This is a genomic window from Massilia sp. H6, from assembly GCF_024802625.1.
GTDB lineage: Bacteria > Pseudomonadota > Gammaproteobacteria > Burkholderiales > Burkholderiaceae_D > Telluria.
Genome location: NZ_CP103371.1, coordinates 139,282 through 161,404, shown reverse-complemented (window position 1 = coordinate 161,404; position 22,123 = coordinate 139,282). Strand labels below are relative to the sequence as shown.

Below are 22,123 nucleotides of genomic sequence, written 5' to 3'. Positions count from 1 at the left end.
GCGGGCCAGGCGCAGGCTGGCGCCCCCGGCCCTGCCTGGCAGCGTCAAGTTCGCAGGGTCAGCCCGTCGAGCGCGAACGGCGGCGCCTCGCCCTGCATCGCGCCGGCCAGCAGGCTGGCGCTGCCGCAGGCGAAGGTAAAGCCGAGCGGGCCGTGGCCCACGTTCAGCCACAGGTTGGCATACGGCGTGGCACCGATGATCGGGGCGCTGCTCGGGGTGGCGGGGCGCAGGCCGGCCCAGACCGACAGTTGCGAGTAGTCGGCCGCGCGCGGCATGGTCTCGCGCACCTGGCGGATCAGGCTGTCCACCCGTTTGCGGTTGTGGCGCAGGTCTTCGCCCACCATGTCGACCATGGCCGCGACGCGCAGCTTGCTGCCAATGCGCGCGTACAGCACCTTGCGCTCGAAATCGGTGACGCTGATTTCGGGCGCCACGTCATCCGCCCGGATCGGTGCAGTCAGGCTATAGCCCTTGAGCGGGTACAAGGGCAGGGCAATGCCGACCGTATCGGACAGGGTGCGGCTCTGCATGCCGGCCGCCAGCACATAGCTGTCGGCGGCGATGGTGTGCACCCCCGTGCCGGTCTCGATGTCGACGCCGGTGATGCGGCCCCGGTCGGCCAGCAGGCGCCGCGCCTCGCCGCCCACGAAACCCTGAAAGTGCGGATGGGCGCGCAGGCGTGCGGCCAGCGCCAGGCAAAAGGCATGGCAGTCGGCCACCGCTTCGCCGCTGTTGAAGATGCCGCCGGCCAGCAGCGGCTCGGCTGCGGCCAGCGACGGTTCGCGCGCGGCGCATTCGGCAGGTGACCAGACTTCTCCGGCGCCGGCCTTGCCGGCGGCTTTCACGAACTGGTCGCGCGATCGGAACACCACCAGCTTGCCGGCGTCGCGCCATGCGAATTGATCGAACGGGATCGTCGTTTCGAGCTGCTTCATGCCCTGGCGCGACAGTTCGCCCAGGGCCAGCAGCTTGGCCGTGGTCTTGCGGTTGACGTCGGCGCGGCAGTGGGCCAGGAAGCTTGCCAGCCAGCGGTACTGGCGCAGGTCGGCTTCTGGCCGGAAATGCAGCGGACCGGTGTCCTGGAACATCCATTGCAACGCTTTGAGCGGCACCCCCTCGTCGGCCAGCGGCGAGACGTAGCGATAGCTGAGCTGGCCGCCATTGCCGTAGCTGGCGCCACTGCCGACTTCCGGCGCGCGTTCGAGGACGGTGACGCGATAGCCGGCTTCGGCCAGCCACCAGGCCGAGGCCAGGCCAACCACGCCGCCACCGATGACCAGCACGTGTTCCTTCATTTGCTGCATCCTGCACTTTTATTGTTAATCATGAGCATGGAGCTTAGGCGCTAGCCCGGACCGGGGCCAATGAAACTCGCGCCGGGCGCCATAACCGGGGTATATAAACGCCAGCCTGGCCTCATGCCGGCGCCTGTTGGCCGACGATGGCGTGGCGGTACAGCGCCGTGAGAATGCGCTCCTCGAAGCGCGCCAGCGCCGAATAGCGGCCCTTCTGCCGGGCCGGGTCGTGCGTGCTGCCGCCGGCCAGCACGATCATGCCGTTGCCGCGCGCGCGGTCGAGCACGAATACCGAACGCAGCCCGTAGGCGTCGCCAAGGTGGCCGACCGCATCGAAGCCGCCGCCATCGACCAGCGCCATGCCGGCGCGGTCGGGGAACTGGGCGTTGCCAAGGCCCCAGGCATGGAATAAGCCGTGCATCGAGTCGCCGTTGCCGCCCGCGGCATCCAGGCTCCAGTGGCGCGCGAACATGTGTTCGAGCGTGGCGCGCGCGAACAGCCGGCTGGCGCCCTGCACGCCTCCATGAATACCGCCACCGAGCAGCATGCGCATCACCACGCCCAGGTCGCGCGCCGAGATGCGCAGGCCGCCGGTCGGGCTGAACGCCGTCGCATTGGTGCCGGGGACATAGGTGGCGATGCCCGCCGGCGCGGCCGGCGCGCCGGCGTCGTAGTCGTCCACCTGCGCGATCCAGGGCCCCTCGGCGTTCCAGGTGTCGGTATCGGTCGCGCGCTTGCGGTACAGCGTTGCCAGCCGTTCCAGCGCCGCCGGCGGCAAGGCCGAGGGGTTGTAGCCGGCAGCCAGGCCCAGCGGCTGCAGCAGCAGGCGCACCATCAGCAGGTCGAAGCGTTCGCCGCAGACGCGCTCCATGGCGGTGCCGATCACCCCCCAGCCGAGGTTGCAATAAGTGAAATAAGCGCCCGGCGCCGCCTCGCCCGACCACATCCGGCCGCCGCCGTAGAGCGGCGCGCCCGGCACCAGCACCTCTTGCAGGGTGGTGGCCAGCGGCCACGCATAGCCGCCCTCGTCGCGCAATGACGAGGTATGGGTCAGCAGCGCGCGCAGCGTGATGGGCTGCCCGGGAAAATGCGGGTTGCGCAGGCTAAAGCCCAGGTAGCCGGAGACGTCGGCATCGAGCTGCAGGCGGCCTGCCTCCACCAGTCGCATCAGGCCCAGAGCGGTCATCAATTTGGAAATCGAGGCGACGCGGTACAGGGTGTCGGGCGTGGCTGGACGGTCGGGCCGGGCGCCGCCGCCAATGAAACGCCGGCCGAAAGATTGTTCGTACACCGGCTGGCCGGCGCGCAGCGCCACCACCGACAGGCTGGCCAGCTGCATGGCCGGATCGTTCACCAGCGCGGCCAGTTCGGTATCGAGCGCGCGGCGCGCCGGTGCCGGGAACAGCGGTTCGACCGGGCCCGGCAGGATCATGCCCAGCAAGGATCGCCTGTGCTCGTTCATCCGGTCTCCTTCTGGCCCTGGCGGCTGCTGATGGTGGCGTGGTTCGATGAGCATACGCAGTGACAACGGGCCTTGCCTAATGAATACCCGTGACGGTGGCATAACCGTTTTATATCGGTACCAGGTGGTATGCTTATGCGGCAAGCGGTGTTATATGACAGACCGTTGTCCCGACGCTTCGCGCCTACCTTCCGACCTGCCGATGACCACGACCAGCCCCGCCTTCGAGATCGACCTGAACGACAGTTCGCCACTGTACATGCAGCTGGCGCGCAAGCTCGCACAGGACGTGCGCGATGGCCGCTACCAGGCCGAGCAGGCGCTGCCGTCCGAACGCACGCTGTCCGAGCGGCTGGACGTCTCGCGCGTGACCGCGCGCAAGGCGATCGACCAGCTGGTCGACCAGGGCCTGGTGGTGCGCCGGCGCGGTTCGGGCAATTACATCGCGCCGCGCATCGAGCAGCCGCTGTCAGACCTGTCGAGCTTTTCAGAACAGCTGCAACAGCGCGGCTATAAGCCTGGCAGCCACTGGCTGCGGCGCGAGGTGCTGCTGGCCGATGCCGACCAACAGCGCTGGCTAGGGCTGTTGCCCGACACCCGCGTGGCCCGGCTTGAACGGCTGCGCCTGGCCGATGACGTGGTGATGGCCTACGAGATCAGCGTGATCCCGGCCAGCATGCTGCCGCGGCCCGAGGGAGTTGGCGGCTCGCTGTATGCCCATCTGGCCAAGACCGGCCACATGCCGGTGCGCGCGCTGCAGCATCTGCGCGCGATGAACGCCTCGAGCGAACTGGCGGCGCGTCTGGCCGTGCCCGAGGGGCGCGCGGTACTGTTCATTACCCGCATCGGCTACCTTGGGTCGGGCGAACCGGTCGAGCTGACGCATTCTTACTGCCTGAGCGAGCACTACGATTTCGTCGCCGAACTGCGGCGTCCGGCCTAGCCTGGCCAACATAACTTTTCGGCATGATCGCGGGCCGAGCTTTCATGGGATGCCCCGGTTAATTGGTATTACACTGGTTTTATCGATCACTGCGCACCAAGAGACCTGTCCATGCTCAATACCGAAACCCCGGCCCAGGACCACGCGAGGCTCGACCAATACCCCACGCTCGACTTAGTTAGCGTGTTCATCGACGACCAGACCCGCGCGGTCGATGCGGTGCGCGCCGCGGCGCCGCGCATTGCCGCCGCCGTCGCTGCGGCGCTGCCGCGGATGGAAGCGGGCGGGCGCCTGATCTACGCCGGCGCCGGCACCTCCGGCCGCCTTGGGTTGCTCGACAGCGTGGAGCTGAACCCGACGTTCTCCTGGCCGCATGGGCGTGCGGTGGCGCTGCTGGCAGGCGGTGCCGAAGCGATGTTCGTCGCGGTCGAGGGCGCCGAGGACGACCTGGAGCAGGGCGCGGCAGACCTCGAGAGCGTTGGTGTCGGTCCGGACGACGTGGTGCTGCTGCTGGCCGCGTCGGGCCATACGCCATATGTGCTGGGCGCCCTGCGCGCGGCGCGCGCAGCCGGTGCGCTGACCATTGGCTTTTCCAATAATGCCGACGCCCCGGTGGCGGATGGCGCCGAGATCGGCATCACGCTCGACACCGGGCCGGAAGTCATCTCCGGCTCCACCCGCCTGAAGGCGGGCACCTCGCAGAAGATCGCGTTGAACACCTTTTCCAGCGCGCTGATGGTGCGTTTGAACAAGGTTTACGGCAACCTGATGGTAGACTTCCGGGCGACCAACGCCAAGCTGGTGCGGCGCGCCGTGCGCCTGACCATGTACGCTACCGGCGTTGGCGAAGCGTCCGCGCAGGCGGTGCTGGAAGAATGCGGCTACCACGTCAAGACTGCGATCGTGGCCTTGATCAAACAAACCACCGTCGAGCAGGCGCAGGCGCTGCTGGCGTCGGCGCACGGCAGCGTGCGCGAAGCCATCGCGTAACACCGCGACACCCGCGCCGGCACCTGCCGACCACGAAAGACCTATGCAGACTTCGCAAGCCAAGAGCATCCCGCCCGCCAGCCCGTCGCAGCCAAGTCCCTGGGCCTGGATACCGTCGCTGTACTTCGCCCAGGCCATCCCCTATGTGGTGGTCATGAGCCTGTCGGTGATCATGTACAAGGACATGGGGATATCGAATTCCGACATTGCCTTCTATACCAGCCTGCTCTACCTGCCGTGGGTGATCAAACCCCTGTGGTCGCCCGTGGTCGACATGTTCGGCACCAAGCGCGGCTGGACGGTGCTGCTGCAGCTCGCGGTGGCGGCCGCGCTGGTAGCGGTAGGCCTGTCGCTGCACCTGCCGAACTTCTTTGTCGCCAGCCTGGCCGTGATGTGGTTGATGGCCTTCAGTTCGGCCACCCACGACATTTCGGCCGACGGCTTCTACATGCTCGGCCTGCGCCAGAAGCAGCAGGCCGCGTTCGTCGGGGTGCGTTCCACCTTCTACCGGCTGGCGACACTGGCCGGGCAGGGCCCGCTGGTGGTACTGGCTGGCTACCTGGCCACCCGCCTGGGCGACGTTCACCAGGCCTGGTCGATCGTGTTCTTCGTACTGGCCGGGTTGTTCCTGGCAGCCTTTCTGTGGCATGGCTTTATCTTGCCGCGGCCGGACGCCGACCACAAGGTCGCCCGCACCGACAACCCGCTGCGCGACTTCTTCGTCACGTTCGCCCTGTTCTTCCGCAAGCGCGACATCTGGCTGATCCTTGGCTTCATCCTGACCTTCCGCCTCGGCGAAGCGCAGCTGCTCAAACTCGTGGCGCCGTTCCTGAAAGACCCGCTGGTCGAAGGCGGACTGGGACTGACCACCGCGCAATACGGCATCGCCTACGGGACCATCGGCATTGCCTTCCTGACCATGGGCGGCCTGGCCGGCGGCTACCTGATCTCGCGCCTTGGACTCAAGCGCTGCCTGTGGCTGATGGTGTTCGCCGTGCACCTGCCCGACCTGGTGTTCGTGTACCTGTCGCAGGTGCAGCCGACCAGCTTCGCCCTGGTGTGCGCGTCGCTCGCAGTCGAGCAGTTCGGCTACGGCTTCGGCTTTACCGCGATGATGCTCTACATGATCATGGTCTGCGAGGGTGAGCACAAGACGGCGCATTACGCGATCTGCACTGGCCTGATGGCCCTGGGCATGATGGTGCCAGGCATGTGGAGCGGCGACCTGCAGGAATACCTCGGCTACAAGAACTTCTTCATCTGGGCCTGCCTGTCGACCATTCCGGCCTTTATCATGGCGGCGCTGGTAAAGATCGATCCCGAGTTCGGTAAAAAATAGGCGCGAACCCGTAGCGTGGCCGCGTTCGGCTGCTTGGCCAGCAGGCGCGAGCAAGGGCGCGCCAAGGTCTGAATACATAGTGGAGTGAGCTTGAAACCTGATGTGAAAAAACGTGCGCTGACGCTGGCAGGACTTGCCGGCGCACTGGCGCTGAGCGGTTTGATGACCGCCTGCACCACCCAGCCGGGCAAGCCGGCCAGGCCGGACGGCTTGCCCGCGGCCGATCTTCCGCCGCCGGCCCCGCGCGAATTCCGCGCCGCCTGGGTCTCGACCGTTGCCAATATCGATTGGCCGAGCAAGCCGGGCTTGCCCGCGGCGCAGCAACAGGCCGAGGCCATCGCCATTCTCGATCGCGCCGTCGCGCTCAGGCTCAATGCCATCGTGCTGCAGGTGCGCCCGTCGGCCGATGCGATCTACCCGTCCAACATCGAGCCGTGGACCGAATACCTGACCGGCGCCCAGGGCAAGCCGCCGCAGCCGTTCTACGACCCGCTGGCATTCTGGGTCAGCCAGGCCCACGCACGCGGACTCGAACTGCACGCCTGGTTCAATCCCTATCGGGCGCGCCACGACAACGCGCGCTCGCCGGCAGCCCCCAACCACATCACCAACACGATTCCGTCGGCGGTCAAGCGCTATGGCAAGTTCATGTGGATGGACCCGGGAGAAGCGGCAGCATCGAAGCAGACCATGGACGTGATCCTGGACGTGGTGCGGCGCTACGATATCGACGGCGTGCACATCGACGACTATTTCTATCCATATCCGATCGAAGCGCCCGGTGTTGCCGGCAATGCTTCCGCCCTGGATGGCACCGGCAACGGAAAGGCCGGACCCAGGACGGAACTCGATTTTCCCGATACGCCGGCCTGGGAGCGCTACCTGCTCGCCGGCGGCAAGCTCGACCGCCCGTCCTGGCGCCGCGACAACGTCAACCGCCTGATCGAGGCGATGTACCAGGGCATCCACCGCGAAAAGAGCTGGGTGCGCTTCGGCATCAGCCCCTTCGGCCTGGGCCGCCCGGACCGCCGCCCGCCCGGCATCGTGGGATTCTCGCAATACGACAAGCTGTATGCCGACGCCGAACTGTGGCTGCAGAAGGGCTGGGTGGACTATTTCACGCCGCAGCTGTACTGGTCGATCGCGCCGGCGGCCCAGTCCTATCCGGTGCTGCTCGATTACTGGATCGGCCAGAACACCCAGGGACGCCACATGTGGCCGGGCCTGTTCACCAGCCGCGTCGGCGCGCCGGCGCCGACCAAGCAGTTCGAGCCGGAGGAAATCGTGCAGCAGATTGCCGCCACCCGCGCGCGTCCGCTGTCCACCGGCCATGTCCACTTCAGCATGGTCGCCTTGAGCCAGAACCGCAAGGGCATCAGCGACCGCTTGCGCGCCACCACGTATACCGGCCAGGCGCTGGTGCCGGCCACTCCCTGGCTCTTGAGCGAGCGCCCGGGCACGCCGCAGGTGGCGGCCATGCAGCGCCAGGATGGCGTAAAGCTCAAACTCAAGGCCGGCAAGGGGACCGCGCTGTACGCGATCTGGGCGCGCCACGGCGGCGAGTGGCGCTTCGCGGTGGTTCCGGCCACGCGCGTGGAATGGACCGTGCCGGACGACGCCCAGCTGGGCACGGCCAACCTGGTCTATGTCAGCGCGGTAGACCGCCTTGGCAACGAGGGCGCGCAGGTACAGGCCTGGCGCGCGCCGAACTGACCATGCACGACTTATCAGCCTTGTTCATACCAACCCCGCCAGCATGGTGTCGCGTGGTGGCGGGTCGACAACGTACACTCGCGGACCATGCCTAACTCGGATCAGCAACACGATGGCCTCGGCCTCGGCATCGATGCCGGCGGCACCCAAACTCGCTGGGCGCTGGCGGCGCCGGGCGGACGCATCGTCGCCGAGGGCGTCGCCCCCGGCCTGACGGCCTTGCAGATGGGCAGCGCCGAAGGGCGCGATTCGGTGCACGCGGCCTTCGCCGGCATCGCGCGCGCGGTACTGGCCCAGGGCCGCCCGCTGGCGGTGCGCGCCGGCCTGACCGGCTTCGGCGGCGACGGCGAACAGCTCCGGCAGTGGCTGGGCAGCCTGCTCGGTCTGGCGCCGGCGGCGATCATCATCAGCAACGACATCGACATCGCCTATCTCGCCAGCTTCAAGCCGGGCGAGGGCTATCTGGTGTATTCGGGTACCGGCTCGATCGGCGCCTTCATCGACGACCAGGGCGGCTTTCATCGCGCCGGCGGACGCGGCGTGGTGCTCGACGACGGCGGTGGCGGCTTCTGGATCGCGCGCGAAGCGCTGCGCCATATCTGGCGCCTGGAAGACGAACGCCCCGGCGCCTGGCGCGACTCGCCCATGGCGCATGCCGTGTTCCAGCACGTGGGCGGTGCGGACTGGTCGTTCTCGCGCCAGTTCATCTATGGCCGCGAACGTGGCGAGGTCGGCAAGCTGGCGATCGCAGTGGCCGCGACCGCCGAGCGCGATCCGGCCGCCGCTGCTATCCTGCGCGAAGCCGGCACCGAGCTGGCACGCCTGGCGCTGGCATTGATCGGGCGTTTCGGCCCGCGCCCGGTGGCGCTGGCCGGCCGCGCCGCCGAGCTGCACCCAGCCATCGTCGAGACCATGCGCGCGGCGCTGCCGCCTGATACCACGCTGAGCCAGACCGGTCTGCGCGCCCATTACGCGGCGGCCAGGCTGGCGGCCACACCCACCCGATAACAGTACAGGATAGTCCCAGATGAAAACCCTGATCGTCCCCGTCATCCTCGCCCTGCTGGCAGGCTGCGCCACCGGTCCCATCGCACCCATCGGCCCGCAGATCGACACCAGCTTGACCGCCAAGGGCCAGTCGAGCCGCGCGCGCTTCCTGGTGCTGCACTACACCGTGGCCGATACGCCGACCTCGATCAAGATCCTGACCGAGCAGCAGGTCAGCTCCCATTACCTGCTGACCGACGCGCCGCAGCCGGTCATCTACCGCCTGGTCGACGAGACGCGCGCGGCTTACCATGCCGGCCATTCGAGCTGGAAGAACTTCACGCAACTGAACAACAGTTCGATCGGCATCGAGATCGTCAACGCCGGCTGGAAAGACACGCCGGCCGGCAGGGTATACGCGCCGTTTCCGCAAACCCAGATAGATGCACTTGTCACGCTGGTAAAAGACATCGTCCAGCGCCATGGCATCGCTCCCGAAAACGTGCTCGGCCACAGCGACATCGCGCCGCAGCGCAAGCAGGATCCAGGGCCGCTGTTCCCGTGGCGGCAGCTGGCCCAGGCCGGCCTGGTGGCGTGGCCCGATGCCAACCGCGTGGCTGCCGTGCGCCCGGTGTTCGAGGCGATGCTGCCAGACTACGCCTGGTTCCAGCGCAAGCTGGCCACCCACGGCTACGCCATTGTGCAAAGTGGCGTGCTCGACCAGCAGACCCGCACCGTGCTGGCGGCCTTCCAGATGAAATACCGGCCCACGGACATCGCCGGCAACGCCGATGCCGAAACCGCCACGCTGCTGGAAGTGCTGACCACGCCGGCCAATGCGCCGCTGCCGGTGGTGGTGCCGCCGCCGGTGATCACGCACCCGGTGCCGCCGCTGCCGCCGGCTGCGCCACCGTCGCCACCGCCAGTGCCAAGCCCGGCGCTGCCGCCGCCGCCGCTGCCTACGCCAGTTAGTCCGCCGCTCCCGACAACGATGCCGGCGGCTCCCGCAGCGGTCGCGCCAGTCACCCCGTGACGGTCGCCGCAAGCAGGATTTCCCTGTATCCTTCGACCGATCCGCGCCCGCCGCGCGGAGACTCTACTGAAGGATAAAGCGATGCGCCTGCGTCATATCGAAGTTTTCCACGCCATCATGCAGGTCGGTACCATCAGCGGCGCCGCCCAGGTGCTCCACATCTCGCAGCCTGCAGTAACCAAGGTTCTGCAACACGCCGAGCTGCAGCTGGGGATGCCGCTGTTCGAGCGCGTGCGCGGCAAGCTCTATCCAAAGCCGGAGGCGCACCGCCTGTTCGTGGAAACCGAAAAGCTCAACCGCGACCTGCAGGGCATTCGCCGCCTGGCTGCCAGCCTCAAGGGCCGTGCGGTGGAAACCGTGCGCCTGGTATCGACGCCCACCATTGCCATCAGCATGCTGCCGCAGGCGATGTCGGCGTGGCGCCGCGACTTTCCGAGTGCGCGCTGCGAGCTGTCCACCCACCATACCAGCGAGATCGTCAACGCGCTGCGCCTGGGCGAAGCCGATCTGGCGCTGTCGTTGCAAGACCCGCGCCACCCCGGCATCGTGGCCGAACCGATCGCTCACGGCAACCTCACCGTGATGGCGCCAGCCGGCACCTGGACCGAAGCACAACTGGCCCTGCCGTTCGGGGCCGAAGGCCTGGTCGGTGAACTCATCGGGCTCAAAGATGGTGATCCGCTCGGCGAAATCGTGGTCGCGGCCTGCGAAGCGCAGGGCGTGCAGCCGGTCTACCACACCGTGGTGCAGACCTACCAGATTGCCCGCTCGCTGGTGGAAGCCGGCGCCGGCATGGCCGTGCTCGACCCGTTCACCGCGGCCTCGGCCACGCCCGGCAAGGTGCAGTGCCGCGCATGGACGCCGGCGATCCCGGTGCACCTGTATCTGCTCAGCGCCAGCCATTCCCCCTTGTCGCACGGGGCGCGCGAGCTGGCCAACTGTATCGGCGCGACCGCGCGCGCCTGCCTCGACCAGGGTGGTGCATGAGCATCGACGGAAAACCGGGCGTGGCCAGCGAAGACGTCGCCGGCAGTCCCGAATTTCGCCACCTGGCCAGCATCGCCGGGATCGCGGTCGACCTGCGCTATGCCAGCGCCAACAATTTCGTCGGGCGCGACCTGTACTCGCCTTTTGATTGCGCCTGGCTGCACCGCGACGCCGCCGCCGCGCTCGAGCAGGTCGTGACCTGGCTGGCGCGCGAACGTCCCGGCGCCACCGCGCTGGTGCTCGACGCGCTGCGCCCGCAGCGGGTGCAGCAACAGTTGTGGGACACCCTGGCCGGTACCGGCCTGCAGATGTACCTGGCCGACCCGGTGCGCGGCTCGATCCATTCGTATGGCATGGCGCTCGACATCACCCTGCTCGATGAAGCGGGCCTGGAGCTCGACATGGGCACCGGCTTCGACGACATGACCGAACTGTCGCATCCGGCGCTCGAAGAAGGTTTCGTGCTCGCCGGCCGGCTGACGGCGCAGCAGATGGCCAACCGCCGTCTGCTGCGCGCAGCGATGCTGCAGGCGGGCTTCCTCGGCATCCGCACCGAGTGGTGGCATTTCGATTGCGGCGACCGCGAGCTGGTGCGCTCGACCTACCGCCGGGTGCTTTGAGCGCGTGCGCCGCCATCGCCTCAAGCCGCGTTGACGGTGCAACTGGAGCTGTGTTTATCGATTATGCGCAGATCGCTACCGAATCGCCACCAGTAAGCATGATCGACATCGCTGCGGCAAAGGCCGGCGTCCAAGTTCGACGCGCAGCCAGGGCGCACATTGAACGTTTTTCACGGCGCCGCCAGCGCCGGCGCAATACCCGACCTTGCCACCCATTCAACCAGCGCTTCGAGTACCGCGCGTCCGCGCCCGTTGCCCGCCTGCTCGCTGTTGACCATCGCCACGAACACGTGCTGCACCCCGTTCGCATCGGGTACATAGCCGGCCAGCGCGACGACGTTGCGCAGGGTGCCGGTCTTTAAGCGTGCACGGCCGGCGGCTGCGCTGCCGTGCAGGCGGCGGCGCAAGGTGCCGTCGATGGCGGCGATCGGCATGCTGGCCTGGAACTCGGGCGCCCAGGTGCTGCGCAGGCCAGCCTGCAGCAGGGTAGCCATCTGCTGCGCCGTAATGCGCTCCAGGCGCGACAGGCCCGAGCCATTCTCGATCACGAACCCGGTATCGTCGACACGGTGGCCGCGCATCCATTCGCGCACGGCGGCATCGGCGCGCGCCGCCGTGGTTTCGCCGTTGGCGGCGTTGGCGGGGATGGCAAAACTACCGGCCGCCGGATCCGGCAGCAGGCTGCCCAGGCTCAGAAACAGGGTGCGTGCCAGCAGGTTGTCGGAGAGCTTGTTGGTGTCGCGCACCAGTTCGGGCAGCATGCGCGAGGTGTGCTCGGCCAGCAGCGTCGATCCTGGCGGGGTTACGCCGCCCACCACCTTGCCGCTGAATGTGCCGCCCAGTTCCTTCCATTTCTGGCGAAACAGACGGTCGATGTAATCGTCGCGATCGAGCACGTTGATGCTGTAGCTGCGGGCGCAGTCTTTCGGGAACGTTCCGTGCAGCACGACCTTGATGCGGCCATCTTTCTGGCGCACCGCTTGCGGCAGCTTCCAGCCGTCTTCCCATGCCGAGCAGTCGGCATCGACCAGCGTCATCTCCGCGCCGATGCTCACCCGGTCCAGGGCCGGCTGCATTGCCAGTGCCAAGCGCTTGCCGGTCGAGCGCATGTCGATCTGCAGCATGTTCTTGTTGACCAGCAGCGCATCCGGAATCACGTTGTAATACGCCTCGGGCGACTCGTCGAAGGGTGAGACGCCGACATCCATGCGCGCGGGCTGGAACAGCTGGCGGTCCAGCACCAGGTCGCCCTCGATGCGGCGGATGCCCTGGTAGTGCAGGGCGCGCAGCATGTGCTCCAGGTCGTCGCCTGCCAGGTCGGCATCGGCGCCGCCCTTCAGAATCAAGTTGCCGCGCAAAACGCCCCCGTCGATGCCGCCCGTGGTGCGCAGTTCGGTGCGGCCGCGAAAGGCCGGGCCCAGGCGCTCCAGGCTGGCCAGCGTGGTCACCAGCTTCATGGTCGATGCCGGCTGCATCGGCTGGGCGGCCCGGTGCGACAGCACCACCGCGTCGCCGTTCAGTACCAGTACCCCGAGTGCGTCTTGCGGCAAACCTTGCTGCGCCATCACCTGCGCCACCGGCGCCGGCAACTGGGCATGGGCGCCGCCGAAGACGGCAACCAGGACAGTGGCGAGGGCGATCCGACGGAACATGGCGGTCCTTTAACCGAAGAAAAGGTAGGCGACAAAGATGGCGCCGACGACACCGGCCAGGTCGGCCAGCAGGCCGTAGCCGATCGCATAGCGGGTCTTGCGGATGCCAACCGAGCCGAAATACAGCGCCACGATATAGAAGGTGGTATCGGCGGCGCCCTGCATGATGCTGGCCAGGCGGCCGACGAAGGAATCGACGCCATAGGTGGTCATGGCATCGATCATCATGGCGCGCGAGCCGCTGCCCGACAGCGGTTTCATGAGCGCCGTCGGCAGCGCGCCGACGAAGTCGGTCGGCATGCCGAGCTGGGTGAAGACCCAGGAAAAACCGCTGACGATGATGCCCAGGATGCCCGAATTGCGTACCACGCTGATCGCGACCAGCATGCCGACCAGGTAGGGAATGATCTTGATCGAGGTCTCGATGCCGCCCTTGGCGCCTTCGATGAAGGCTTCGTACACGTTCACTTTCTGCGCCAGCGCGGCGACCATGAAGGCGGCGATGATCGAGAACAGGATCAGGTTGGCCGCGACCACCGACACCAGTTCGATCTGGGTCTTGTCCAGGAATACCGTGAAATACCAGACCAGCGCGGCGATGGCCGCGGTCATGCCGCCGATCCAGCCGAACACCACCGGGTGGAGCAGGTTGATGCGCTGGCGCAGGCTCACCGCGATGATGCCGGTCATGGTCGAGCAGTAGGTGGCGATCAGGGTCGGGATGAAGACGTCGGCCGGGTTGGCCGCGCCCAGGATCGCACGCTGCGCCATGATCGCCAGCGGAATGACGGTCAGGCCCGAGGTCTGGATCACCAGGAACATGATCTGGGCGTTGCTGGCTTCTTCCTTGCGCGGGTTGAGCGTTTGCAGGCTTTCCATCGCCTTCAGGCCGAAGGGGGTGGCCGCGTTGTCCAGGCCCAGCATGTTGGCGGAGAAGTTCATCACCATGTGGCCGTTGGCCGGATGGTCCTTGGGTACTTCAGGGAAGATGCGCGAAAAGAAGGGGCCGATGATGCGGGCAAACAGGTTGATGGCGCCGGCCTTTTCGCCCACGTTCATGATGCCCAGCCACAGCGTCATGACGCCAGCCAGGGGCAGGGCGATGTCCATCACCGCCATCTTGGCCGACGAAAAAGTGCCGTCGATGACGCGCTTGAAGATTTCGTTATCACCCAAAAACAGCCACTGCGCGAGAGCCGCGATGAAGCCGACGAGGAAAAAACCGGACCAGATGTAATTGAGTGCCATGAGTTCGCTGCCGCTGAGATACCGTTCGATTGTGCAGCGAGAGTATAGGCCGGGAACAAGCTGCACAGATGAAAGAATGCGTCGGCACCATGTTCAAAAGTTATGAGGCCGGTGGCGATTGTTCTTTTACGTGGCATAAAATGCGGCGCATAATCGTCACGCTTTGCTCCTACCTCCCCCGTCATGACACTTCGCCTGGCCGTCGCGGCCCTCCTGTTGTCCCTGCTGTGCGCCGGCAGCGTGAGCGCGCAGCCGCAGGAAAAAGTCCTGCGCATGTTCCTGTCCAACAGCGAAACCGGCCTCGATCCGGCATCGGCATCCGACAATGCGACGCTCTCGCTGCTGGAAAACCTGTTCGACCCGCTGCTGCGCTACGACTACCTGGCGCGGCCGGCCCTGCTGCGCGCCAACACGGCGCTTGCCATGCCCGAGATCAGCGCCGATGGCTTGACCTACACCTTCCGCCTGCGCCCTGGCATCTATTTCACGCCCGACCCGGCTTTCAAGGGGAGCAAACGCGAGATGACGGCGCAAGATTACGTCTACAGCATCAAGCGCCTGTACGACCCGGCGCTGAAGTCGCCCTGGGCCTATATGTTCGAGGGCAAGCTGGCCGGCGACGAGGCGCTGCGCAAGAATTTCAACATCGATACGCCCATTGCCGGCCTGCAGGCGCCGCAGCGCTACCTGCTGCGCATCCGCTTGACCGCCCCGGACAACAATTTCTTGTTCTATCTGGCTACGCCGGCCACCGGCGTGGTGGCGCGCGAAGTGATCGAGGCCTATCCCGGCCAGGCCGGCAACCATCCAGTCGGTACCGGCCCGTTCATGGTCAAGCAGTGGAAACGCAGCGACCGTATCACCTTGCTGGCCAATCCGTATTCGAGTGCCGTGTTCCAGGGCACGCCAGGTTCCAACCCCGAGGACCAGGTCATCGCGGCGGCCTTGAACGGCAAGCGCCTGCCGCGCGTGGACCGGGTCGAGGTGCGCATCGCCGAGGAATTCCAGGGCCGCATGCTGGGCTTTTTGAATGCCGAATACGATTACCTCGAGCAGATTCCCGAGTCGATGACCGGCATGGTGGTGGCCGATGGCCAGCTCAAACCGGCGCTGGCGGCGCGCGGCATCGTGCTGTCGCGCTTCCCGGTGCTGCAGACCTATTACATGTGGATGAACATGACCGACCCGGTGGTGGGCGGCTATGGCATGGACAAGCTGGCGCTGCGCCGTGCGATCGCGCTGGCCTACAACAATGCCGAGGACATCGCGCTGCTCAAGAAGGGATTCGCGATCAAGGCCGAGTCGCCGCTGCCGCCGAACGTGCTCGGTTACGACCCGGATTACCGCAGCCCGGTGCCATACGATCCCCTGCTTGCCAACGCACTGCTCGACCGTCACGGCTATACCCGGCGCGACCCGGATGGATTCAGGCGCACGCCGGATAACCGCCCGCTGACGCTCACCATGCATAGCGAAGCGACCGTGGGCGGGCGCCTGCGCGACGAGTTCTGGCGCAAATGCCTGACCGCGATCGGCCTGCGCATCGTATTTAAATCGGACAAGAAGACCGAGATCATCAAGGCGTCGCGCCTGGGCACGGTCCAGATGTTCGAAAGTAACTGGATTGCCGACTTTCCCGACGGTGACAATTTCTACCAGCTGCTCTATGGCCCGAATGCCGGCCGCGCCAATTACGCACGGTTCGACCTGCCGGCCTACAACCAGCGCTACGAACAGGCGCGCCTGCTGCGCCATGGCCCGCAGCGCCAGCAACTGTATTTCGAGATGAACCAGCTGATCCACGCGTGGAATCCCTGGGTACCCTTGACCCACGTGCTGTCGGGCGACCTGCGTCACCCGTGGTTGAAAAACTACAAACGTCATCCGGTTGAATTGACGCAGTGGCGTTACCTCGATGTCGATGTTGCGCTAAGAGCACGCTCTGTCGGGGCTGGGCGCTAGAATTGGTGAGTTTTTCCTAAATAAAACATTCCTGTTAGTTATACTGGCCGCCAGATATTTCATTGGATAGCGCCGACGAAGCAGGCGTACTCTGAAATAGAAAAATAACGTAATGCCAAGACATTACACACCACGTGCCGGGGTCTTGCCGCGGCCGCCCAGGGAAAACGTAAGGAGAAACGCGTGAAGTTAAAGAAGCTTGCCCATTTGATCGCCGTCATCGGTGTTGTCAGCCCCGCAATGGCCCAGGACCTGCCCATCAACGGCAAGATCGAGCGTGTCGAGATCACCGGCAGTAGCATCAAGCGCATCGCCAAGGAAGGCGCGCTGCCGGTCGAGATCATCTCGCGCAAGCAGCTCGAAGACCAGGGCATCGTCACCGCCGAGCAGCTGATCGCCACCCTCAACGTCAACGGCAACGGTTCGGACAACCTGGCCTCGAACGCCGACGTCACTTCTGGCGCCCAGCGCGGCAACAACGGCGCCTCGTCGGCCAACCTGCGCGGCCAGGGCGCGGATTCGACCCTGGTGCTGCTCAATGGCCGCCGGGTGGCGACCCATGGCATGAAGGGCTCGGCAGTCGACCTGAACTCGATCCCGATGGCAGCGGTGGAACGCGTCGAGATACTCAAGGACGGCGCATCCGCGATCTACGGCACCGACGCCATCGGCGGCGTGATCAACTTCATCCTGCGCAAGAACTACAAGGGCCTGGAAGCCCAGGCGTTTACCGACATCGCCCAGGAAAGCGGCGGCGAAATCGGCCGCGCATCGCTTACCGGCGGCTGGGGCGACCTCGATACCAATGGCTGGAACGTGCTGGCCACCGTGTCGCACAGCCAGAACAAGGCCCTGCGCGGCGACCAGCGCGACTTCGTCAACACCTTCCAGCCGAACCGTGGCGTGTCGGTCGATACCCGCGGCGCCCCGCATGCCAACGTGTTCGCCACCGGCCTGGCCCCGACCCTGCTGTCGCGCACCAGCACCGGCCCGACCATTCCCGGCGGCGGCACCACCGCCTACAGCGGTATCAGCATTCTCGACCTGCCGGGCGGCGCCGGCTGTGCCAGCATCGACGGCATGGGCCCCTACGACGAGAAGCTGTGGAGCAGCGCCAGCGCCGCTTTCGGCTGCGCCTGGGACACCGGTCGCGCCGCCGTGCTGCAGCAACCGGTCAAGAACAGCAATGCGCTGGCGCGCGCCACCTTCCAGTCGGGCGAGCACCAGATGTACATTGAAGGCGTCGGCTCGAACGTCGAAGTGGCCAAGCGCTTCTCGCCCAACCAGATCTCGCCATCGGGCGCGACCTTCGGTCCGAGCTCGTTCTATCCGCGCACCGGCGCCGCCTACGACACCGTGTATAACGCGCTGGTGAAGGTATTCCCGAGCGTGGCGGCCAACTACGGCCTGCCGATCGCCTACCGCTGGCGTTGTATCGACTGCGGTAACCGTGAAATCGTCACCGAGACCAAGGCAGCACGCCTGCTGGTCGGCGCCGACGGTCCGCTGGCCCTGTTCGGCAAGCGTTTCGACTACCGCGTCGGCGCTTCGCGCGCCTACAGCGAATCGGAATCGCGCCTGGGCACCGGCTACAACTACACCGTGGCGCTGGCTAACGCGCTGGGCACTGGCAAGATCAATCCCTTCCTGCTGCCAGGCCAGACCCAGTCGCAGGAAGCAATCGACCTGATCAAGAGTACCTCGGCGGCCGGCGTCACGCTGTACGGCGGCAAGACTATCCTGAGCCAGGTCGATGCCGCACTGTCGGGCGAGCTGTTCGCGCTACCGGCCGGCATGGTGATGGGCGCCATCGGCACCGACCTGCGCCGCGAAGAGTACAAATTCAACGGCGATCAGCGCGCCGCTGCTGCCCGTCCGGCAATTCTGAATGCGCCGTTCGACGACGCCAATTCGCTCAATGACGTACACCGCGATATCAAGGCGGTGTATGCCGAATTGCTGGTTCCGATCATCAAGGACCTGGACATCACGCTGGCCGTGCGGCGCGACCACTACAGTGGCATTGGCGCGACCACCAACCCGAAAGTCTCGTTCCGCTACCAGCCGATCCCGCAAATGCTGTTCCGTGGCTCGTACAACGAAGGCTTCCGCGCACCGTCGTTCAATCAACTCTTCAATGGTGTGACCGAGTCGCCGTACGCGGGCAAGGACCTGGTCGACCCGGCCAGGTGCCCGGGCGGTCTGGTCGATGCTGCCAAGCCGGGCTGCGAATCGATCACCCCGACCATCCTCACCGGTGGCAAGTCCAACCTGGGCCCCGAGACTGCGAAGCAGGGCACGGTCGGCATCGTGATCGAGCCCTTCAGCGGCTTCTCGGCCAACGCCGACCTGTGGGAAGTGCGCAAGGAAAACACCATCTTCTCGTTCCCGGTCTCGACGATGGTGGCGAACTACAATCTGTTCGAAGAACAGTTCATCCGCGACGCCTCGGGCAAGATCACCAGCATCGACCAGCGCTGGGTCAATGCCGGCGAGCGCATCACGCGCGGCCTGGAAGTGGGTGCGCGCCTGAACGGCAAGTTCAGCACCGGTTCGCAGTGGGGCCTGGGCATGGACGGTTCGCGCCTGCTGGAGAAGAAATCGCGCGCCACCACCAACTCGCCGTTCGGCGCGAGCGAAGTGGGCCGCTTCATCTTCACCGGTGACCTGGGCCTGAAATGGAAGCACAGCGCCTACGCGACCTACAAGTACGGTAACTGGAGCGGCATGCTGCAGAACATCTACCGTGCGGGCTACACCGACCAGGTGCTGCCGGGCGTGGCCAATGGCCTGGTCAAGCCGTCGAACTACAACCCGAAAGTCGATGCGTATTCGATCTTCAACCTGACGGCGACCTATGTCGGCTTCAAGAACGTGTCGCTGACCGCAGGTATCAAGAACATGCTCGACGAAGATCCACCGTTCGCGATCACCTACGACAGCAACACCGGCGCCGGCAGCTCGTGGGAGCCACGCGTGGCCGACCCGCGTGGCCGCTCGTTCACCCTGATGGCGACTTACAAGTTCTTCTAAGTTGATCGCCATCAGCGGCCCGCTGCCGACGCAGGCGAATGCCTGCGCGGCGCGGGCCGTTGTCGTTTCAGTGACCGACACGGCCCATCGCAACCAACCGCGTCGTTTCGCATGACACTGAGCCGCCGCAGCTTTGGCATGGTAGGCGCCGCCGGTATCGCTGGCGCGCTCCCGGGCCTGGCCAGCGGCGCGCCACGCTACGCCACCCGGCAACGCATCAAACCCCCACGCCTGCGCTCCGGCGACCTGGTCGGCCTGGTTGCCCCCGGCGGCTACACCACCGAGCGCGCCATCGAGAAGGCCGTCGGTAACATCGAAGCACTCGGGCTGCGTGTAAAAGTGGGCACTTACTTGCGCGCCGTGCACGGTAACTATGCCGGTTCGGTACAGCAGCGCCTGGCCGACCTGCATGCGATGTTTGCCGATCCGGAAGTGAAAATGATCTGGCCGATCCGCGGCGGCTCGGGCTGCATCTCGCTGTTGGCGGGCCTGGACTATGGACTAATCCGGCGCAATCCGAAGATCTTGCTTGGCTACTCGGACATCACGGCGTTGCACCTGGCCATCTACAGCAAGGTCGGCCTGGTGAGTTTCCATGGCCCGCTGGCCGCGTCGACGCTATCGGAGTATTCACGCACGCACATGATGGCCGTGCTGACCGATCCACAGCCGGCCTACACCATTTCGATGGCGCAGGAGAACGCGCGGCGCGCGCTGGTCGCGCCGCACTACGCGATTCGCACGGTGACGGCGGGCGTGGCCACTGGTGCGCTCATGGGTGGCAACCTGTCGATGGTCGCCGCGCTGGCCGGCACGCCCTATGCGGCCGACTTCCGCGACAGCCTGCTGTTCCTGGAAGAGATCGACGAAGCACCGTACCGGATCGACCGCTGGATGACCCAGCTCGATTTGTCGGTCGGCCTGGCCAGGGCCGCCGGGGTCATGGTCGGCATCTGCGAAAATTGTGCGCCCGAACCGGGAGAGCGCTCGCTCACGCTCGACGACACCCTTGGCCTGCATCTGAAACCCTTGGTGATTCCGGCGGTGAGCGGCTATTCGATTGGCCATATCCGCCACCAGTTCACGCTGCCGATGGGCATACAGGCCCGGCTCGATACCACGGCGCAGACCGTAACGCTGCTGGAGGCGGCGGTTTCCTGAGCCGGGGCGATTCAGGCCAGCCGAAAGCTCATCTGCACCGCGCCGATCTGCACGCCGCCGATGCGGTACAGGTCTGCTACTTCGCCGGTGACGCGAAAACCGGTGCGCGCATACAGGGCGCGCGCCTGCTGATTCTGAGACAAGACCTCGAGGTCGACCCAGTCGAAGCCCGTGCTGCGGGCCCATGCCAGCGCCGTCTGCACCAGCTGCGTGCCCACACCCGCGCGGCGCGCATCGTGGCGCACGCCCATGCCCAGCAGCGTGCGGTGGCGCGCCGCCGGTTCGGTCCTGCCGCGCAGGTCGACGTGGCCGGCGATGGTGCCCAGTTCGTCGAGCGCGATCCAGACCTGGCGCCAGAGCGGCTGGCCGGGCAGCGTCGCCATGCCGCTGGCGAAACGTTCGCGCATCGCGGGCGGCACGCCGGCATCGGTGCGCTCCATGGCCTGGAACAGCGGCGCGCCGTCGCGGCCGTTCTCGGCCAGCTGCTCGCCCAGATAGGCAAACAGCGCCGGCAGGTCTGCCGGCACGGCGACCCGGATCGCGATGCTCACAGCGCGCGCGCGATCAGGATCTTCTGGATGTCGCTGGTGCCTTCGTAGATCTGGCACACGCGCACGTCGCGGTAGATGCGCTCGACCGGGAAGTCCGACACATAGCCGTAGCCGCCGAACACCTGCATGGCATTGGACACCACGCGCTCGGCCATCTCGGAAGCGAACAGCTTGGCCATGGCGGCCTCTTTCAGGCAGGGCAGGCCGGCATCTTTCATCGCCGCCGCATGCAGGATCAGCTGGCGCGCCGCTTCGATCTGCATCGCCATTTCGGCCAGGCGGAACTGCACCGCCTGGTGTTCGAAGATGGCCTTGCCAAAGCTCTCGCGCTCTTTGGCATAGCCAAGGGCCGCCTCGTAGGCGGCGCGCGCCATGCCCACCGATTGCGAGGCGATGCCGATGCGGCCGCCCTCGAGGCCCGACAGGGCGATTTTATAACCCATGCCCTCGGTGCCGATCAGGTTCGCGCTTGGGACGCGGCAGTTGTCGAACACGATCTGCGCGGTGTCCGACGAGTGCTGGCCCATCTTGTCTTCGATGCCGGCGACGATATAGCCGGGCGTCGCGGTCGGTACCCAGAAGGCGCTGATGCCCTTCTTGCCGGCTGCCTTGTCGGTAACCGCCAGCACGATGGCGACGTCGCCATACTTGCCGCTGGTGATGAACTGCTTGGTGCCGTTGATGACGTAATCGTCACCGACGCGCGTGGCGGTGGTGCGCAGCGCCGACGCGTCGCTGCCGGTATGCGGCTCGGTCAGGGCAAAGGCGCCCAGCATCTCGCCTCGCGCCAGCGGAACCAGGAATCGCTGCTTTTGCTCTTCGCTCGCATACATCATGGCAATCGAGCACACCGGGCAGTTATTGACCGAGATGATGGTCGAGGTACCACCGTCGCCGGCCGCGATTTCTTCGAGCACCAGCGCCAGCGCCACGTAGTCGAGACCCGCGCCGCCATACTGTTCCGGCACTGCCACGCCAAAGGCGCCCAGTGCGGCCAGCTCCTTGAGCTCTTCTGTCGGAAAGCTGTGCTCCTTGTCGCGCTGCGCCGCGCCGGGGGCCAGGCGCTCCTGCGAAAAACTGCGCAGGGCGTCGCGGATCATCTGGTGTTCTTCGCTCAGTATCATCGTGTCTCGTTGTCTTGTTGTGT

The 22,123-nt window shown here is 66.1% G+C and carries 16 protein-coding genes and 1 pseudogene; 11 read left to right on the top strand and 6 right to left on the bottom strand.

Annotation, left to right across the window (positions count from 1 at the left end):
- Nucleotides 1–44: 44 nt before the first annotated feature.
- Together NRS07_RS00680 and NRS07_RS00675 are read right to left on the bottom strand one after the other, a co-directional pair.
- Nucleotides 45–1,295: a D-amino acid dehydrogenase gene (locus NRS07_RS00680; RefSeq protein ID WP_259210101.1), complete on the bottom strand. Its 1,251-nt coding sequence runs from the start codon at nt 1,293–1,295 to the stop codon at nt 45–47.
- A 121-nt stretch (nt 1,296–1,416) separates the two neighbouring features.
- Nucleotides 1,417–2,757 (bottom strand): serine hydrolase, encoded by a 1,341-nt coding sequence (locus NRS07_RS00675; protein ID WP_259210092.1) that lies wholly within the window; start codon nt 2,755–2,757, stop codon nt 1,417–1,419.
- A 202-nt stretch (nt 2,758–2,959) separates the two neighbouring features.
- Here NRS07_RS00675 and NRS07_RS00670 point away from each other — a divergent pair, with 202 nt between their 5' ends.
- From NRS07_RS00670 to NRS07_RS00635, 8 genes and pseudogenes are all read left to right on the top strand, one after another.
- A complete protein-coding gene (locus NRS07_RS00670; RefSeq protein WP_259210081.1) occupies nt 2,960–3,700 on the top strand; it encodes a GntR family transcriptional regulator in 741 nt (246 codons plus the stop codon).
- Nucleotides 3,701–3,805: 105 nt separating this feature from the next.
- Nucleotides 3,806–4,690 carry an N-acetylmuramic acid 6-phosphate etherase gene (locus NRS07_RS00665; protein ID WP_259213411.1) on the top strand — a complete coding sequence of 295 codons (885 nt, stop codon included), beginning with the start codon at nt 3,806–3,808 and terminating at the stop codon, nt 4,688–4,690.
- 43 nt (nt 4,691–4,733) lie between these two features.
- Entirely contained in the window at nt 4,734–6,029 is a 1,296-nt protein-coding gene (locus NRS07_RS00660) for an MFS transporter (protein WP_259210068.1), read from the top strand.
- A gap of 90 nt (nt 6,030–6,119) precedes the next feature.
- Nucleotides 6,120–7,742 carry a glycoside hydrolase family 10 protein gene (locus NRS07_RS00655; RefSeq protein WP_373889844.1) on the top strand — a complete coding sequence of 541 codons (1,623 nt, stop codon included), beginning with the start codon at nt 6,120–6,122 and terminating at the stop codon, nt 7,740–7,742.
- A gap of 87 nt (nt 7,743–7,829) precedes the next feature.
- Nucleotides 7,830–8,750: an N-acetylglucosamine kinase gene (locus NRS07_RS00650; RefSeq protein WP_259210066.1), complete on the top strand. Its 921-nt coding sequence runs from the start codon at nt 7,830–7,832 to the stop codon at nt 8,748–8,750.
- A 19-nt stretch (nt 8,751–8,769) separates the two neighbouring features.
- Nucleotides 8,770–9,552: pseudogene (locus NRS07_RS00645) on the top strand (N-acetylmuramoyl-L-alanine amidase); the annotation flags it as partial.
- Between the two features lie 291 nt (nt 9,553–9,843).
- Nucleotides 9,844–10,749, top strand: a complete 906-nt coding sequence (locus tag NRS07_RS00640; RefSeq protein WP_259210061.1) for a LysR family transcriptional regulator — start codon at nt 9,844–9,846, stop codon at nt 10,747–10,749.
- Complete coding sequence (locus tag NRS07_RS00635; RefSeq protein ID WP_259210052.1) at nt 10,746–11,369, top strand: M15 family metallopeptidase; 624 nt, start codon at nt 10,746–10,748, stop codon at nt 11,367–11,369. Before NRS07_RS00640 ends, NRS07_RS00635 begins: the two co-directional genes overlap by 4 nt.
- A 170-nt stretch (nt 11,370–11,539) precedes the next feature.
- On the opposite strand, the gene dacB is transcribed toward NRS07_RS00635, so the two are convergent.
- Nucleotides 11,540–13,021 (bottom strand): D-alanyl-D-alanine carboxypeptidase/D-alanyl-D-alanine-endopeptidase, encoded by a 1,482-nt coding sequence (gene dacB, locus NRS07_RS00630; protein ID WP_259210042.1) that lies wholly within the window; start codon nt 13,019–13,021, stop codon nt 11,540–11,542.
- A 9-nt stretch (nt 13,022–13,030) separates the two neighbouring features.
- The gene (locus tag NRS07_RS00625; RefSeq protein WP_259210015.1) at nt 13,031–14,269 is read right to left on the bottom strand and encodes a nucleoside recognition domain-containing protein; all 1,239 of its coding nucleotides are present in this window, start codon (nt 14,267–14,269) and stop codon (nt 13,031–13,033) included.
- A gap of 183 nt (nt 14,270–14,452) precedes the next feature.
- On the opposite strand from NRS07_RS00625, the gene NRS07_RS00620 reads away from it, so the two are divergent.
- The 3 genes from NRS07_RS00620 to NRS07_RS00610 all read left to right on the top strand — a co-directional run bounded on the left by NRS07_RS00620 (nt 14,453) and on the right by NRS07_RS00610 (nt 20,425).
- Entirely contained in the window at nt 14,453–16,231 is a 1,779-nt protein-coding gene (locus NRS07_RS00620) for an ABC transporter substrate-binding protein (RefSeq protein WP_259209996.1), read from the top strand.
- 183 nt (nt 16,232–16,414) lie between these two features.
- Nucleotides 16,415–19,264 carry a TonB-dependent receptor domain-containing protein gene (locus NRS07_RS00615; protein WP_259209994.1) on the top strand — a complete coding sequence of 950 codons (2,850 nt, stop codon included), beginning with the start codon at nt 16,415–16,417 and terminating at the stop codon, nt 19,262–19,264.
- 111 nt (nt 19,265–19,375) lie between these two features.
- Nucleotides 19,376–20,425, top strand: coding sequence for an LD-carboxypeptidase (locus NRS07_RS00610; RefSeq protein WP_259209993.1), 1,050 nt, complete (start codon nt 19,376–19,378; stop codon nt 20,423–20,425).
- An 11-nt stretch (nt 20,426–20,436) separates the two neighbouring features.
- Here the strand turns inward: NRS07_RS00610 and NRS07_RS00605 are convergent, their stop codons facing one another.
- Nucleotides 20,437–20,976 carry a GNAT family N-acetyltransferase gene (locus NRS07_RS00605; RefSeq protein WP_259209991.1) on the bottom strand — a complete coding sequence of 180 codons (540 nt, stop codon included), beginning with the start codon at nt 20,974–20,976 and terminating at the stop codon, nt 20,437–20,439.
- On the bottom strand, nt 20,973–22,100 hold the full coding sequence (locus NRS07_RS00600; RefSeq protein ID WP_259209987.1) for an acyl-CoA dehydrogenase family protein: 1,128 nt from the start codon (nt 22,098–22,100) through the stop codon (nt 20,973–20,975). The genes NRS07_RS00605 and NRS07_RS00600 overlap by 4 nt, the downstream gene beginning before the upstream one ends.
- Nucleotides 22,101–22,123: the final 23 nt, after the last annotated feature.